The organism is Nitrospira sp. Nam74, assembly GCF_965152615.1.
The window spans coordinates 810,448-826,405 of the sequence record NZ_OZ224220.1 but is presented as its reverse complement, the minus strand read 5'-3'; the positions used below and the strand labels follow the sequence as shown (position 1 = coordinate 826,405).

Here is a 15,958-nt window from a genome sequence, read left to right as displayed (position 1 = left end):
AATGCGTGGCGTCTAAGCATTTGATAGAGCGAGTAAATGTTCGTGCGGAGTCAATGAGATCGGAGGATGGAAGTTGCGAGATTTCGCGATTCGTCGTGATGCGTCACGACGATGGTGACATCACTCTGGCAGGTCGTCGGGGCGCTTGAGGCCGAGTTTCTTCAGTCGGCTGCGTAGCGTGCTCGGATTGACGCCAAGTTGTTCCGCGGCACCCCACGGGCCGTGAATCTTCCAATGCGTCTTGTCAAGCACACGGAGAAGATGCAGTCGCTCCATCTCCTGAAAATTGATAGGGACGTTCTCCTGGCGCAAAGACCGTGGCAGGGGCAGGAACTGATGATCAATTTCAACGATAGGAGACCGGGATAAAATGACCGCGCGCTCAATGACGTTTTGTAGCTCGCGGATGTTCCCAGGCCACGGATATTGGCTCAGGTGCTTGATGGATGCGTCGCTCAGCTCAAGTGGCGGCCGCTTTAACTTGGCACTGTATCGTTCTAAAAAGTATTGGCTCAAAAGGGGAATGTCTTCCGGTCGGTCACGAAGAGGGGGAATTACAATGGGGAAGACGTGCAGCCGGTAAAATAAGTCCGGCCGGAATCGGCCTTCCCCAATGGCGGCCACGAGGTCCGCATTTGTGGCGGCGATGATCCGGACATCCACGGTGACCGTTTGAGTCCCTCCCACTCGCTCAACCTGGCCGTCTTCCAGTACGCGTAACAGTTTGGCCTGCGCCTCCAGCGGCATTTCACCAATTTCATCGAGGAAGAGCGTCCCTCCGTTGGCTAACTCGAATCGACCAACGTGTCGATGGACTGCACCGGTAAAGGCGCCGCGTTCGTGGCCGAATAGTTCGCTTTCAACGAGCCCCATGGGCAAGGCCGCGCAATTGACCCGGACCATCGGTTTATGTCGGCGCGCACTCAACTCGTGAATCGATCGAGCCAGCAGCTCTTTTCCGGTTCCCGTCTCACCGGAGATCAGCACCGCAGTTGAGGTCGGTCCGACCGCTTCCATGAGGCTGAGGACCTTCTGGAATGCGTCGCTTGCTCCCACCATGGCCCCGAAGTTATGGGTCGACTTGATTTCTTCGACGAGATACTCATTCTCACGTGCCAGTTGTTCCCGCAATCGATTGATCTGCTCATACGCTTGTACATGGTCGATCGCGAAGGCGATCTGTATCGCGACCTGTTGAAGAAATTCCACTTCCTCCCGTGCCGGCTCTCCAGCTTGGGTGCTCCCAATATTCAAGGTTCCGAAGCACGCATCGCGCATGAGCAGCGGCAAATTGATCATCCGCCGCAATCCTTCCCGGATGTAGAGCGCATCTTCCAGGAACACCTTCTCGGTTAAGAGATCAGGTCGTACGTGGATCCGATGATGTTCGTAGACCCATCCGACCGCGCTGCCTTCCCTGGGGATAACCGAATCTCGCTTCAGCATCGGGGTCGGCACCGTAGTTTCGAGGGCATAAAATCTGAATGAGTCGATTTCACGATCGTACAGCGTGATACCTGCCCGCTCCCACGGGGTGACTTGTTGAATCAGCTCAGTAATGACTCCCCACAAACTCTCCGTATCGCGCTGGGAGTTCAACGCATTGGTGACGTCGAGGAGTGTTCGATAACTCAAATAGGTATTTTGCATGATATCGCCTTACGCTGTCGCACGAAGATGCCTCACGCTTCTGACTGGTAAGCGCGAGCAGCAACATAACAAGTTGAGACGGTGTGGGGGCGAATGCGGAGTCGCCTAGACGATGAGGCTGGATCACGGCGTGGACAGGTGTGTTGCCAGGTTCGAGATGGGACAGGCATGGTGGAGCGGCCAAGCCAAGGTTCAGTGACGGGCAGATTGACCCTCATCATTCGGCCTATCACGAGAGACCTTCTAAGTCCGCTTCAGTGGAACACCCTCCCGGAAACGGTCTACGACCCCCATAGTACGGCATACAGAAGAACTTTTTCCATACGTTGTCGGCTCTCATTGTAGTGGTTGCAGTTCGAACCCAAAAGGAAGAGTCACTGGCTATGCCGGACGGGCGGGGACTGGTGTGAAGGGGCACCAGCCCCACTTACCGATCGCTACCATCCAAAAGGGAAGGTTGGACCCGCCCAGCGCTCCGTGCCGTTCACGGAGCTCGCTTTCACGACCGTCAATTGATGCACGGTGTGTCCTGCAATCCACGAAGTGTCAGAAAACTCTTTCATTTACGACCATCGTGTACACCTTGAGATATTCTTCCACCATTCGATCCAGCGTGAAATTGGCTTCGAAGGCATCACGACAATGGTGCCGATCGAGCCGGTCAATCTGCTTCACGGCCCCCGCGATGTCATGACTATGCGGGCAGACGAAGCCGGTGATGCCATGCTCAATCAATTCAGCGTCCACGTGTGCTGCGACGGTGACGACAGGCGTGCCGCAAGCCAGCGCCTCAACGGTTGTCAGGCTCGAGGGAGCTCTGTTTCCCTCCGGAAGGATCATGGCCAAGGCGGATCCAATGAACTCCTCCTCATCGGCCTGAGTAATGTCACCGACGTATTCAATATCGTGACGCTTCATGTCCCGCCTGAGCTGCTCAGCGGCATGATGGCTCGGGGGCATTGATCCGGCAACCCGAAAGGGAATGCCGGTATCATGCATAAGCGATAACAGAGATGGACCAAGCGTTGTGGAAGACACCGGGCCCAGATAGGCGAGATAGCCACCGGTGTCGGCGCGAAACCGCAGTGAGTCTTCAGGCAGACCGGGGTAAATCGTAGCTATCCATCGTGCCGCCGGCACGTGAGCACGCTGGCGCTCAGAATCGGACACGAGAGCCAGTTCATTAAATTGACCATAGAGGTCGGCCGTGCTGGAACACTCCAACGCGTCGTATACGGTGGTCACAACCGGCGAAACAGCCCGTCGCGCAAAAGGCAATGCGAGGCAATCCAGATGCGAGTGAATGACATCAAACGAGGCGTCGGAAAGCAGCCCGCGCTCAAACAGCATCACCTTGGCCGCATATTGCATCCGGCGAGTACTACTGGCGCTAATGGACGGCAAGGCATGCAGCTTCGCTCGTGTCTGTGATTCAACGCCGGCGAAGAGCGTCACATCGTGACCCCGATCGGTCAACGCCTCCACTAAATGATGGATGAGTCGCTGCAATGGAGCGACGCCGCTAGGCGCAACGGTATCGACCAATGGTGCAAGCTGAGCAATTCGCATCAATTCCTCTAATACGGGGACAATAAGACACGGAGCATAAAGCTGACCGTGTAAGAAACCAGTGTTGTATTTACAGAGGCCAGATGAAGCCGCCATGAATAGTCGATGAAGTTTTCTTCATGACGGAGGGCCGGCCGTCCTCAAGACAGGATGTCGACCGGATGAAGAGGAGTGAGATTATACGGTGGCGGGGAGTGGCAACCAAATCGTGAAGGTCGACCCCTTTCCCACTTGGCTGTCTACCGTCACGAACCCGTTGTGAGCTTCGACGATTTCCTTCACAATCGAAAGCCCGAGCCCCGTACCGCCGGAGTCTCGGGCTCTCGCATGGTCTGTCCGATAAAACCGCTCGAAGAGACGGGGTATGTGCACCGCTTCAATGCCCTGACCCGTATCCTCAATGGCAATGGTCACATGATCACCCGCGACGCGCAATCGAACGGTTACTGCGCCACCGGCCGATGTGTACCGAAGCGCATTGTCCAGAAGATTGATCAGCGCTTGATTGAGCCACCCGGCATCTGCAGGAACACTCGGCACCGGGTGTAGATCATGGGTCAAGGTAATCCGATGGTCATCGGCCAGGATCATCAGTTCACTCACGAGATGACGGATCAAGGGATCCAGGGACAGAGGTTCAAGGTGCACTGCGGGTCGATCTCCTGCGAGCTTCGTGAGCATCAAGAGTGAACGGGTCAGCGTAATGAGCCGCTCCACCTGCTCCAGGTTACCCAGTAAAGCATCACGGTATTCTTCGGGAGTCCTGGCCCTCTGAAGCGTGACCTCAAGATTGCCCTCGAGGATCGTTAAAGGCGTCTGCATTTCGTGGGCGGCATAGTCAACGAAGCGCCGCTGACTTTCACAGGCCCGCTGAAACCGATCCATCATGGCGTTGAACGCCTGCGTAAGGCGGCGAAACTCGCCGAAGGGGGAGTCCAGCATGAGGCGAGTTCCTAGATCCGACCCGGACATCGTTTCCGCGCTTGCGCTGAGGGCGTGTATAGGGAGCAGGATTTTTCGGGCAAGCCACCCACTGCCCAACCAGGCCATAACCACGACCGCTCCCGATCCAACGGCAAGGAGGAGCATCAGACCTGTGAGGGTCTTCTCGACAAACAAGAGCGACTCCTCGGCCTGCAAAATATACCGAAGCGCACCCTCACGGAGAATCGGAATCGACACACGACGGACATTCGTGCCATCTGGGAGCCGGATGGTTTCGAACAACGGCTCTCCCGGCCGGACTCGCTCCATCAGCCCTTCAGTAAGCGGTGGACGCAGCCCTACATCGGACCCCTTCAATACCAGCTTGCCGTCCGCAGAGAAGATCAGGACGGAATGGGCCACCTCACGCAAGCCATGACGCTCTTCTTCCGTGCTGCCACTCTCGCCGAGTGGAACCAGGTCTTCTCCACTCTTGACAAGAAGATCACGGCGCTGCTCAATGAGTTGTGCGAGTCTTGCTGCCAGGTCAAAGAGTCGGCCATCCACATAGCGGTGCAACAACGTCTCGCCACCGAGATACACTAATAAGGAAAAAGCAAGGAGTAGCAGCGCGACTAGGCCCAGTGTCGAGTGACGAATCAGGCCATCGAGCGATTTCATCGCATCGCTTCAGGATCTTCGAGCATGTACCCGGCACCGCGGACGGTCACGATAAGTTCCGTGCCGAACTGACGGTCAATCTTGGCGCGCAGGGCCCTGATATGGGCATCCACGATATTCGTGAGCGGGTCATAGCTGATGTCCCACACATGGTCGATGATAGCCGTGCGTGTAAGCACTCGATTCTTGTTTCGCAAGAGGAAGTCCAGGAGTGCGTATTCTTTGTTGGTCAAGGGGATTTCCTTCCCCGCCCGCCAGACACGCCGTGCAGCGGGATCCAACTCTAAATCAGCCGCCTTCAAGCGAGCGAGTTGCTGCGGCGCGCCGCGCCGTAAGAGGGCGCGCGCACGGGCCAGGAGTTCGGCAAATGCGAAGGGCTTTGTCAGATAATCATCGGCGCCGGTATCGAGCCCTGAAACCTTGTCTTGGACCGTATTGCGTGCCGTCAAAAGCAGAACCGGGGACACGATCCCGTGGGCGCGAAGATCACGGCACAGGCCAAGGCCATCCAGCTTGGGCAACATAATGTCGAGGATGAAGAGATCGTAAGGATTGTGCGTGCCGAGTTCCAGGCCGCGCTCTCCATCCTCCGCCACGTCCACGGCGTAGCGCTCTTCCTTGAGCCCCTTGCGGATGAACTGCGCCAGGTCGGCATCGTCTTCAATCAGAAGAATTCGCATGTACGTTTCGAATTTTGCTCATGAAGCGGAGTATGTATCCATTGAGAACGGATCAATCGATATCATCTTATTACAGCGGCAAAAACGAGTCTATTGCCTGGAACGCTATGGGTCGGGATACCAGACGCCAATTTTCCTTATCGTCACGACCAGCCTTCCTTGCGCTGGGCCCCTGTCCCCTGATTTCCCGATCATTACAGGAGGAAAGCGTTGCCGGTCTCAGCGATGAATACGGCCACCGTCTCCATGGCTTCTGTTCTCCCTAACTACATCGTAACGAGACGCGATGAATAAATGATGAACGGACCGTGAAGAAGTCTTCATGATCGAAGTCCTCCTGCAGGAAATAGGGTACTATGAAGGTGGCGATACAGTGGGTGTCGCTCGCGGCACAGGCGCCTTCCACTGGTGGACAAGGAGAATGTGAGATGGATCGCGATATTTACATTACTGAATTCGATTTGAAACGGCTCATGGAACTGGTACAGGTCGGCATCACCTTTAAGGGCAAGGATGATGACCATCTTCAGCGGTTGCAGGAAGAGTTAGACCGAGCTCACGTGGTGGAGACCACTGCCATTCCGCAGGATGTGGTCACCATGAATTCGCGGGTACGGTTACGTGATGTGGATACCGGAGAGGAGAGGCTGTGCGCCTTGGTATTCCCTAGCGACGCCGATATTGAACTGAACAAGATTTCGGTCCTAGCGCCCATCGGGACGGCCATGCTGGGATACCGAGTCGGGGACATCATCGAGTGGAAAGTGCCTGCAGGATTCAAACAACTCAGGATTGATGAGATTCTGTATCAACCGGAAGCCGCCGGTCACTACCATTTGTAACAGCCTTTACGAATCGATTGTTGACGAAAGCCATCTTCTGACGGCGCGAACCGACGCGGTTGCGGAAAGTCGCCGGCAAAAAAGGAGGGGCAGGCTTGTTCGCCTGCCCCTCCTTCGGACGCCCATTAACGGCGTCTCATCGAACTCGGCTTGAACCTACAGCCAGGTCACGCGTTCGGCCGGCCGAATGTAGATCGGCTCTTCGACCTGGATGCGCGCCACTTCCTTGCCCGACTTGTTGAACCCCAGCACGGTATCGTTGTACATCTCAAACCGCTTCCCGTGGATCTGGGTCTCAAACACCTTCGGCCCCGGAATGACGTCGTACCGGAAGACGATCTGCTGGCTGGCGCGCCACAGCTGCAGCACCGCCAACAGCTCCCGGCTCGGCACCAGATACTTCTCGATGGCGTTGTCCACGCCCGGCCCGAACATCTGCCGCGCATACCCCCGCGGGCTGTGTCGCGGCGGAATGTAGAAGCCGTTGGGCTCGGTGCCCCACTGCGGATACAACGGCAGGGCCACCTGCTCCACCCGAATGGTGAAGTACAGGGGATGCCAGCGATCCTCCGCCCATAGGCCGTCTTCACCGATCCGCACCAGGCTCTGCATGCGGATCTTCCCCACGCAGGCGCTCATGCAGCGCGTTTCCATCGGCTCGCCGCCCGTCAGCGGATCCTTCCCTTCGATCCGGGGATAGCAGGCAATGCACTTCTCGCTCACCCGCGTGGTGCCCCGGTACATCGGCTTCTTAAACGGACACTGCTCCACACACTTCTTGTACCCGCGGCACCGGTTCTGGTCGATCAGCACGATCCCGTCCTCCGGCCGCTTGTAGATGGCCTTGCGGGGACACGCTGCCAGACACCCCGGATACGTGCAGTGGTTACAGATCCGCTGGAGATAGAAGAAGAACGTTTCATGCTCCGGCAGACTGCTGCCCTGCAGCTTCCACGGTTCATCCCGCGAGAAGCCGGTCTTGTCGATGCCTTCGACGAGGGCCCGCATCGACGTGGCCGTATCCTCGTAGATGTTCACGAACCGCCACTCTTGGTCCGTCGGAATGTAGCCGATCGCCGCCTGACCGATCTTGGCCCCGGCGTCGAAAATGGTCATCCCTTCGAACACCCCGTACGGCGCATGGTGCTTGCGGCCCACCCGCACGTTCCACACCTGTCCGCCTGGGTTCACTTGCTCGATCAACTGCGTGATCTTCACGTCGTAGAACTGGGGGTACCCGCCGTAGGGCTTGGTCTCCACGTTGTTCCACCACATGTACTCCTGTCCCTTGGAAAACAGCCACGTGGACTTGTCCGCCATCGAGCAGGTCTGGCACGCCAGACACCGATTGATGTTAAACACGAAGGCGAACTGCCACTTGGGATGCCGCTCCTCATAGGGATAGAGCATCTTACGTCCCAGTTGCCAGTTATATACTTCCGGCATTGCATTCCTCCGTTTCTTCAGTGCTGAGTTCTGAGTCCTCTGTGCTAAGTCAAGGCCTGGGCGCTGAGTCCCGAGTTTTCGCTCAGGACTCAGCACTCGGCGCTCGGCACTAGATCTCAGACCTTGATCTTAATATGTTCACCCCGGAGCCACTTGATCATGAACTCGTTCTCCTGGCCTGGGGTAAACCCGGTCCGCACCGGCTCCCATGGACCACGCGCCCCGATGCCGCCGTCTTCCGCCTTCGTGATGCGGATGAGACATTCTTTCGGCACGGTGTTGACCCCGTGGTGATCGATCTGGAAGCCCCACTTGAACTTCCACGCCACCGCGTGCTTGCCCGGCAGCGAGTCCATCTGGTGCATCGGCATCAGCCAGTTGCGCGTAAACGACTGCTGGGCGCCATACCGGAAGTTCGACTGATACCCGGTATCCACGGCAATCGCGCGTCCGTCCGGCCGCGTCTCGTGCCCTTTGACCGACTTCGCCGTCGACACGTACGGGGCGTGCTTGGCCATCGTCACGTGGTACGGATACGACGGGTTGTACTTGGCCCGGATCATCAACCGCGCCACCTTGTAGTACGGATCCGACGGCTTCCAGCCGCGATACGGCCGGTCCACCGGGTTGCCGTCCACATAGACGTAGTCGCCGTCGTTGATGCCGCGGTCTTTGGCCGCCTGCGGGTTGATGTGCAACTGGTGTTCGCCGACGCCCGGCGTCCGCTTGTCCATCCGGTACGGATCGCCAAAGTTGCTCTCATAAATCTGCACCCAGTCGTTCACCGACCACTGGCTGTGCACCCGATGCCGGGTCTTGGGCGTCACGCAGTAGAACTGGTAGCCCTTCTCCCAGAGCGGATTGCTCTGCCGCTTGATCTCCTGCCACGGCAGCTTCAAGTTCCGCACGTGCTTGTCGTCATGGTGCTGCGCGGTGATCGGAATGCCGTAGTCGTCCGGCCGGACGTACGGATTCGTCGTGAAGATCGCGTTGGGCAGGTACGGGGTTGCCTCCGTCCCTTCGCGATGGACGATAAAGTTCTCGCCGTATTCGATGGCCTCCGGCTCGATCCGGTAGGTCTCGATGCGGCCCGACCGCGTCCACTGCGGCTTGCTCTCGTTCGTCTCTTCCCACAGCGGGTGCCGCGGGTACGTGCGCACCATGACCATCCAGCCCTTCTCCGACTTCAACATCGTATCGACGTTGTAGCCGTAATAGGTGCTGGAGGCATCCAACATGCGCTGCGGATAGACGTCCACCCGGTTCTGATACACGAAGTGGAACACGCCCTTCATGCGCGCATCCCCGGTGATTTCGGTCAACTTCGCCGCCACGCCGGCAAAGGTGTCCGCATCGTTGCGCGTGTCGTACAACGGCCGGATGCCGCCCTTCCAGATCTGCACCCACGGATTGGAGACCGTCATGGTCATTTCCGGATAGGTAAATTCCATCCAGCTGTTGCAGGCAAAGGCCACGTCCGCATGGTTCACGTCCGAGGTCATCTCAATATCCTGCGTGATCAGGCATTCGATATTGGGATCGACGTTCTTGACCATGTCGTAGTGGTGCTTGGAGTTATTGAGCACGTTCACGTTGGTCACCCAGCGGAACTTGCTGGGCGTCGGCATGTGCGTCTTGCCCGTGAAGACCTTGCGGCCATACTTGGGCGTGTTCACGATCAGGGCCGTATCGCCATGGTTCCAGAAGCCCACGTCCTCCCCATAGTAGTAGGACTTGGTCTTGACTTCCTTCCCATGCGCCTTGGCATCCAGGGTCAGATTGAACGGATCTTCGCCGGTATGCACCGCGAGTCCCGCCCCCGACCACGGCGTCGCCGTCCACCCGCCGGCCTTGTAGTTGCCAGACCAGGTATGGCAGCCCGTGCCGAACTTGCCGATATTGCCGGTCACGGTGCAGATCAGCGCCGCGCCGCGTCCGTTCTCGGTCATATGGAAGTAGTGGCACACGCCTTCGCCGTTGTGAATCGCCATCGGCTTGATCGTGCCGTTATCCCGTGCCCACCGGACGATGAGGTCCTTCGGTGACCGGTTGATCTGATGCACCGTATCCAGGTCATAGTCCTGCAAGTGCACCTGGTACAACTGATAGATCGGCGCCACGTCGACTTCGCGGCCATTGAGCAGCTTCACGCGATAGGTTCCCGTGAGGGCCGCATCGATGCCGCTCTGTTGATAGTGCCAGCCGACCTGCTCGCGGTGCAGCGGCACCGCCTGGTTCTTCGCCAGGTCCCAGACCATCATGCCGCCGAGCCGTTGCACCTGCTCCGGCTTGAGCGACTGCACCATCCCCGAATAGGACTTCGAGAAGTCCGGGAAGGCATAATCCTTGACCACATCCCGCGGATCCAGATACTGCAACGTATCCGTCCGGATCAGGATGGGCATGTCGGTATAGCCCTTGATGTAATCGGTATCCTGCATGTTCTCGTCAATGATGATCTTCACCACGCCCAAGAACAAGGAGCAATCCGACTCCGGCCGCACCGGAATCCAGTAGTCCGCGCGGGAAGCGGTGGGATTGTACTCGGGGGTGATCACGACGATCCGAGCGCCCCGTTCAATACACTCCAACTTCCAGTGCGCTTCCGGCATCTTGTTCTCGACGAAGTTCTTGCCCCAGCTCGTATTCAGCTTGCTGAAGCGCATGTCGGAGAGGTCCACGTCGCAATTCTGGGTGCCGTTCCAGAAGGGCTGCGACGGGTCTTGGTCGCCGTGCCAGGTGTAGTTGGTCCAATAGCGACCCCCCTGCGCCTGGTCCGGCGACACTTTGCGAATCCACGTATCCAATAGGGGCAACACGCCGCCGTTAAAGCGCGTATTCATCATCTTGCCGACGATGCCGAGCACCGGCATGCCCGCGCGGTGCTTGAAGCAGCGCACCCCCGCGCCCTTCATCATCTCGATCATCTCCGGCGGATAGCCCTGCTCGCGCAATCGCCGCGCGCCGGCTTCGCCGCTATACTTGGTCGCAATCAGAATCGCCGCCTTGGCCACATAGGTAAACGCGGTATCCCAGGAGACCCGCACCATGTCGTCCAAGAACCGCGCATCGAACTTATATTTGCGCTTCATTTCCGGCGTCAGCTCCGGCGAGCCCGCGTCCATCCACTCCTTCCAGCCCCGCCGCATCAACGGGCCCTTGAGCCGATATGGGCCGTACACGCGCCGATGGAAGGTATAGCCCTTCAAGCACATCCGCGGATTATGCGCAAACGTGCCGCGGTTGCCGTAGAGATCTTCGTACGTCTGGTGATCGTAATTCTGCTCGACCCGCATGACCACGCCGTTGCGCACAAAGGCGCGAATCCGGCAACCGTGCGTGTCGTTGGGGGAGCAGCACCAGGTAAACGACGAATCGTACCGGTACTGGTCGTGATACACCCGCTCCCAGGAGCGGTCCGGGTACTCGCCGAGGGGGTTGCCCACCTCGATGACCGGTTGCAACGCCGTCAGCGCCAGTGCCTTATCGGCAATGGCGGCCGCCGCCACCGTCCCCGCCGAGACCTTTAAAAATTGCCGTCGTGACAAAAACATCTAATACCTCCTTAAGAAAGTGTCGCTGTCACTGTTAACCCTGCACGTATTGGCCTATCCCCTCCTTTCTGATTCAAAAGTTCAAACCGCGTCGCTGTTATCCAGCAAAACCGCTGCCACTGGGCACTGCCAGAGACGGTCAAGGCAGTCAGCTCATAACTGATTGAAAAATAAATTACGCTGCGCGTAGCAGCGATAAACGATGGGGAGCGTCGGTTGGGAGTGAGAAGATTTCTTATAAAAGAGTATAAACGTCTACATTGATTGTCATCCCGTCATTATCTTTCAACTACTTACAGCTTATACAAAAATATGAGGGCTATAGCTGTATGGCGAATGCACTCTTCAAGGCAGGTCAAAACACCTTCGCATAAGGGAAAGCCGGCTAAAACGTTTCGAGGTGGTAACGGCGGGAAAAGCTTATCGTCGATGATGCCATACCCGTGTTACGCCGGTGGACCTGATGTTACCCAAAATACCAGGCGCTCTTAAAGCTTCTTTTCCTGCGGGAGATAGCGTTTTTTCAGCAGCGAGAAGTATTGGAGATTGATCCCACTGCTCTCCGCTGCTTGCGTCATTAATCCATTCGACATGGCGAGTTTCAGTTTGAGGTAGGCACTCGTAAAATCAGCGACGATTTTTTTCTTGGCTTCGATATAGGGCTCTTCCGCAGACCCCGACACCTCGATGGGCGAACTCGGCCCCTTGCGCACTGGGAGCAAGGCCTTAATGTCGCTTCCGCTGATGCATTCTGTCTTGGCCAGCATCACCGCACGTTCGATGATGTTGCGCAATTCTCGTACATTCCCTGGCCAATCATAGGCCACTAACTCAGAGAGGGCAGTTGGATCGAACCGGCATCCCCGCCTTCGCATTTCAGATTCCAGCCGCTGAAGGAGATGGCGAGCCAGAACGGGGATGTCGTCGCGGCGTTCGCGTAACGGCGGAACCTTAATCTCAACGGCGGCAAGGCGATAGTAAAGGTCTTGACGAAACGTTCCCTTGCGAACCTTCTCCTCGAGATTTTGATTCGTGGCCGCGATGACTCGCAAGTTCACCCGCTTGGTCCGGGTTCCTCCGACCGGACGGATCTCGTTATCTTCCAAGACGCGGAGAAGTTTCGCTTGCATGGGAAGCGGCAACTCACCGATTTCATCAAAAAAGGCCGTTCCTCCATTGGCAAGTTCAATCAAGCCCGGCTTGTCCAATACCGCACCGGTGAACGCCCCTCGCACATGGCCAAACAGTTCGCTCTCCACCATGTTTTCAGGCACAGTCGTACAGTCGATCACTTGGTACAGTTTGTCGCGCTCACGGCTCTGTTCATGAATCAACCTTGCGATCATCCCCTTGCCGGTCCCGGTTTCACCAAGGATCAATATAGTTGATCGAGCTTCCGCCGCGAGGCGGACACGTTGCATGAGCTCCTGAAAGACACTACTCGTCCCGACCATCGTCCCGGTCGTCATACCTTGCTCAAATAAACGCTGATAGGACACTGCGCGACGGACGATCTCCGAGATACGTACAGCTCGATGGAGCCGCATGCCGAGATCCAACGGGTTCACCGGCTTTAGCAGATAATCAAATGCTCCACGACGCATGGCTTCCACGGCTCGCGGCACATCACCGACCCTTGTCACGATCAACACAGGAAGGTTCCGATCGATCTCTTGTATTTTCGTGACCAGATCCAACCCGCTCATACCCGGCAGCACCATATCGGACAGCACGAGATCGACAGGCCGTTCAGCGAGCAATTGCAACGCGCCTTCCGCGGTGGCCCTGATTTCAATCCAAATATCACCGCCAATGGCTCGTAGGTCAGCCTGCTCTACGGCCTTCAGCATGATTTCAGCATCTCCGGCATCGTCTTCGACGATCAAAAGAGTAAACGGCACTTCTTGTGCCGCGGTCCTGGTCATACCGGCACCTTACGCACAGTCGACTGAAACATGAACATGTTCATAGGCTCCCATAGGTCCATTTAAGCGGCTCTCCGTCGAGTGTCTCTCGGCTCAAGTCGGCCAATGCCGGCATGGTAAAAATGATGGCACACCCACTGCGCACGTGTGAGTCGACCCAGACGCGTCCGCCATAGAGTTCAACAATCCGACGAACAATGGGGAGACCGATTCCGTTGCCCGCTGTTGCATCCGGATTCAGCCGTACAAACGGGGTAAAGACACGTTCATGGTCTTCCGGAGGAATGCCGGGACCATTGTCAGACACCTTAAAATAGATCTGTTCTTTCTTTCGTTCCCATGAGATGCGAATCAGAGGTGCCTGATTGATGCGTGAAAACTTGATCGCATTCGAGATGACATTGTCAAAAATCTGGCGAAGATACGCTTCGTGGCATGCGACAAGCGGGAGGTTCTCCTGAACTTCAACGTGCCCCGCGCTTTGCTCAAGCTCATGACTTCGCAGCCTCACGACATCTCTGATAATGACGGCTGGATCGACCGCCTCCACCGCCATGGACGCGGAGCCAATCCGCGCCAGGGCAAGAATATGTTGGGCCCGTTTTCTGAGTTCGTTTCCATAGACCTCAATGAGTGCCAACCAGTGGATGCCTTCCTCACTCAATTGACTGCCAGGATCCGCTCTGAGGAGAGAGGCCAACCCTTGAATCCGTTCTCCAGGAGCTTTCACATCATGGGCTAGATTTTCTGCCAGGTGCTGCAACTCCCGAATACGAGACCGCAGGTCTCGATCCTGTTCAGATGTGGTGCTCTGATACAGCCTCGCATTGACGATTGCAAGAGCCGCCAAATTCGCCAACGCGTTGGCCAGCGGGAGATTCCAATCTTCTCGAGGCACTCTTCGCTGGTGCATGAGCACGATCACGCCGAATGCGACCCCTTGTGAGAGCAAAGGAATAGAGAGCATGCTGCGGCCAAATTGATTTCGCCTCCTGATCTCCGGACCATCATCAAGGCTCAAGTCTTCCCCAATAACGGGTTGCTTGGTTTCATAGGCCTGGGCCGATAACGGAAACTCCTGCCAGAGCATCACGGATTTGTTGAGACGTTCGTGCCATTCTCCGGACGCCGCCTCGATGATCCAACACCCCATCTGATCGTTCTTCAGCATGACGAGCGATATGCCGACCTGCAGTAACTCCACCGCGCGGTTGGTAATACCGCGCAATACATCCTCTAAGCCATCAGCACTCATGCCGAGGATTTCGTGACCAACACCACTGAGCGCGTCGGCGTCAGACATCTCATTCCTAGTGCGATTAATCATTCTTGGCACCACTGACCTGATTAACTGATGTCGTCCCCATCCCCGCAGAGCCGCGACAGGCTACCGCCGCCGATTGGTCCCCTATTAGCGGCAACCGCCCGAGGGGTTTTTCTCGTATACCAGGGATGAAGCATAAAGCAAGAAATTAAAACACAGATAGACAGGCGTACAACAGAGCCGCCAGGTTCTACCTCGCCCAAGCACAATAACCGGCAGACTCCTGAGCAACCTTACATTCGGGTTCACATTGTGTATTCCATGATGGCTGTAGATTCTATCACGCTCCTGTCGTGAAGAAACGATACCGTCGCCATGCATTCCGTTGTTACCGAGCGGCGGCTGCGTCACAGGTCGACAATGAATCGATGGGAAGGCCAGTTATCCTTCGCGGTTATCCGAGACGACGGTCAGTGTCCATTGCAAATCGCGCAAAGCTCAGGACATGCGGTGTTTGATCGGGATGCCGTCAACATGTTGAAACCAGCATCGCCGCTCGGTCAGACCCGCCACTATGCCAGCCCGACGCGGTGATTCACATTCCGATTCATTATGAGTTTGAGATGAGGTGATCTACCACGGCATGTATGGCAGTCAGCTGCTGAACCCGGTCCAAAGCGTCAAGAGCATCGCCGTGACAAACATCAGGCAGATGCCGCCGAAGACACCGGCCGCCATTTGCATGCGTCGAGCCATCGTAAACCCAATGGCGACGAGCGCAAAAGTTACATACAACAGTGCTCCTGCCGCCAGCGAATAACACGCCAACGTAAAATACGGAGAGAGGTCGATTCCTCCCAGCATCGTGCCCACTGCTGTCGGCAGGCCGGCGATCGCGCCCAGTCGAAGCAGGTCTTTCCACTCCAAGGGAGTCCTGCCGGCCGCGCTGACGACTCCAACCCCTTCCGTGGCGTTATGCAGTGCAAACCCGGCAATCAGTAAGGCACTGAGATGCCACTGCCCCGCGGCATAGCTTGCACCGAGCGCCAGGCCTTCCCCAAGATTATGTAACCCCATTCCCAACGCAACCATATACGGAAGAAAGACCGTCGACGGTTGCACAAGCCGATGACGCGGTGCCTGCTCACACCAGACGAGCCCTAGAAAGCCGATGAGAAAGGTCAAGAGAAAGACCAGCCAGGAATGAACGTCCCGTGCACCGGTCAGTTCGGTGGCTTCATGCATGAGATCAAAAAACAGATAGACGACCACTCCCGTAGAGACCCCGAGCAAAAGACGCTCCCAGTCCGGCGGCAACACCTTTCGAACGAGGGTCGCGAGGAAAATCCCCACGTAGACAGGAAGAATGGCAGCAATGACCGCGATGCCGAGTAATTGGACGGATGTAGATTCAATCATGGCG

General features: G+C 56.9%; 10 protein-coding genes. 1 reads left to right on the top strand and 9 read right to left on the bottom strand.

Annotated features, from left to right (window positions below; all coding sequences use genetic code 11):
- Positions 1–120: 120 nt before the first annotated feature.
- The 4 genes from ACWHYZ_RS04025 to ACWHYZ_RS04010 all read right to left on the bottom strand — a co-directional run bounded on the left by ACWHYZ_RS04025 (position 121) and on the right by ACWHYZ_RS04010 (position 5,504).
- On the bottom strand, positions 121–1,650 hold the full coding sequence (locus tag ACWHYZ_RS04025) for a sigma 54-interacting transcriptional regulator (protein WP_447986005.1): 1,530 nt from the start codon (positions 1,648–1,650) through the stop codon (positions 121–123).
- Positions 1,651–2,196: 546 nt separating this feature from the next.
- Positions 2,197–3,219: a glycosyltransferase gene (locus ACWHYZ_RS04020; protein WP_447986004.1), complete on the bottom strand. Its 1,023-nt coding sequence runs from the start codon at positions 3,217–3,219 to the stop codon at positions 2,197–2,199.
- Between the two features lie 177 nt (positions 3,220–3,396).
- The gene (locus ACWHYZ_RS04015; protein WP_447986003.1) at positions 3,397–4,824 is read right to left on the bottom strand and encodes a sensor histidine kinase; all 1,428 of its coding nucleotides are present in this window, start codon (positions 4,822–4,824) and stop codon (positions 3,397–3,399) included.
- Positions 4,821–5,504 (bottom strand): response regulator, encoded by a 684-nt coding sequence (locus ACWHYZ_RS04010; RefSeq protein ID WP_447986002.1) that lies wholly within the window; start codon positions 5,502–5,504, stop codon positions 4,821–4,823. The genes ACWHYZ_RS04015 and ACWHYZ_RS04010 overlap by 4 nt, the downstream gene beginning before the upstream one ends.
- Before the next feature lie 428 nt (positions 5,505–5,932).
- On the opposite strand from ACWHYZ_RS04010, the gene rnk reads away from it, so the two are divergent.
- The gene (gene rnk, locus ACWHYZ_RS04005) at positions 5,933–6,346 is read left to right on the top strand and encodes a nucleoside diphosphate kinase regulator (RefSeq protein ID WP_447986001.1); all 414 of its coding nucleotides are present in this window, start codon (positions 5,933–5,935) and stop codon (positions 6,344–6,346) included.
- A 156-nt stretch (positions 6,347–6,502) separates the two neighbouring features.
- Here rnk and ACWHYZ_RS04000 read toward each other — a convergent pair whose 3' ends face one another.
- From ACWHYZ_RS04000 to ACWHYZ_RS03980, 5 genes are all read right to left on the bottom strand, one after another.
- Positions 6,503–7,792: a 4Fe-4S dicluster domain-containing protein gene (locus tag ACWHYZ_RS04000; protein WP_447984456.1), complete on the bottom strand. Its 1,290-nt coding sequence runs from the start codon at positions 7,790–7,792 to the stop codon at positions 6,503–6,505.
- Between the two features lie 116 nt (positions 7,793–7,908).
- Positions 7,909–11,346 (bottom strand): molybdopterin-dependent oxidoreductase, encoded by a 3,438-nt coding sequence (locus tag ACWHYZ_RS03995; protein ID WP_447986000.1) that lies wholly within the window; start codon positions 11,344–11,346, stop codon positions 7,909–7,911.
- 488 nt (positions 11,347–11,834) lie between these two features.
- Positions 11,835–13,271, bottom strand: coding sequence for a sigma-54-dependent transcriptional regulator (locus ACWHYZ_RS03990; RefSeq protein ID WP_447985999.1), 1,437 nt, complete (start codon positions 13,269–13,271; stop codon positions 11,835–11,837).
- A gap of 40 nt (positions 13,272–13,311) precedes the next feature.
- A complete protein-coding gene (locus ACWHYZ_RS03985; protein ID WP_447985998.1) occupies positions 13,312–14,574 on the bottom strand; it encodes a sensor histidine kinase in 1,263 nt (420 codons plus the stop codon).
- Between the two features lie 615 nt (positions 14,575–15,189).
- Positions 15,190–15,954, bottom strand: coding sequence for a ZIP family metal transporter (locus tag ACWHYZ_RS03980; RefSeq protein ID WP_447985997.1), 765 nt, complete (start codon positions 15,952–15,954; stop codon positions 15,190–15,192).
- Positions 15,955–15,958: the final 4 nt, after the last annotated feature.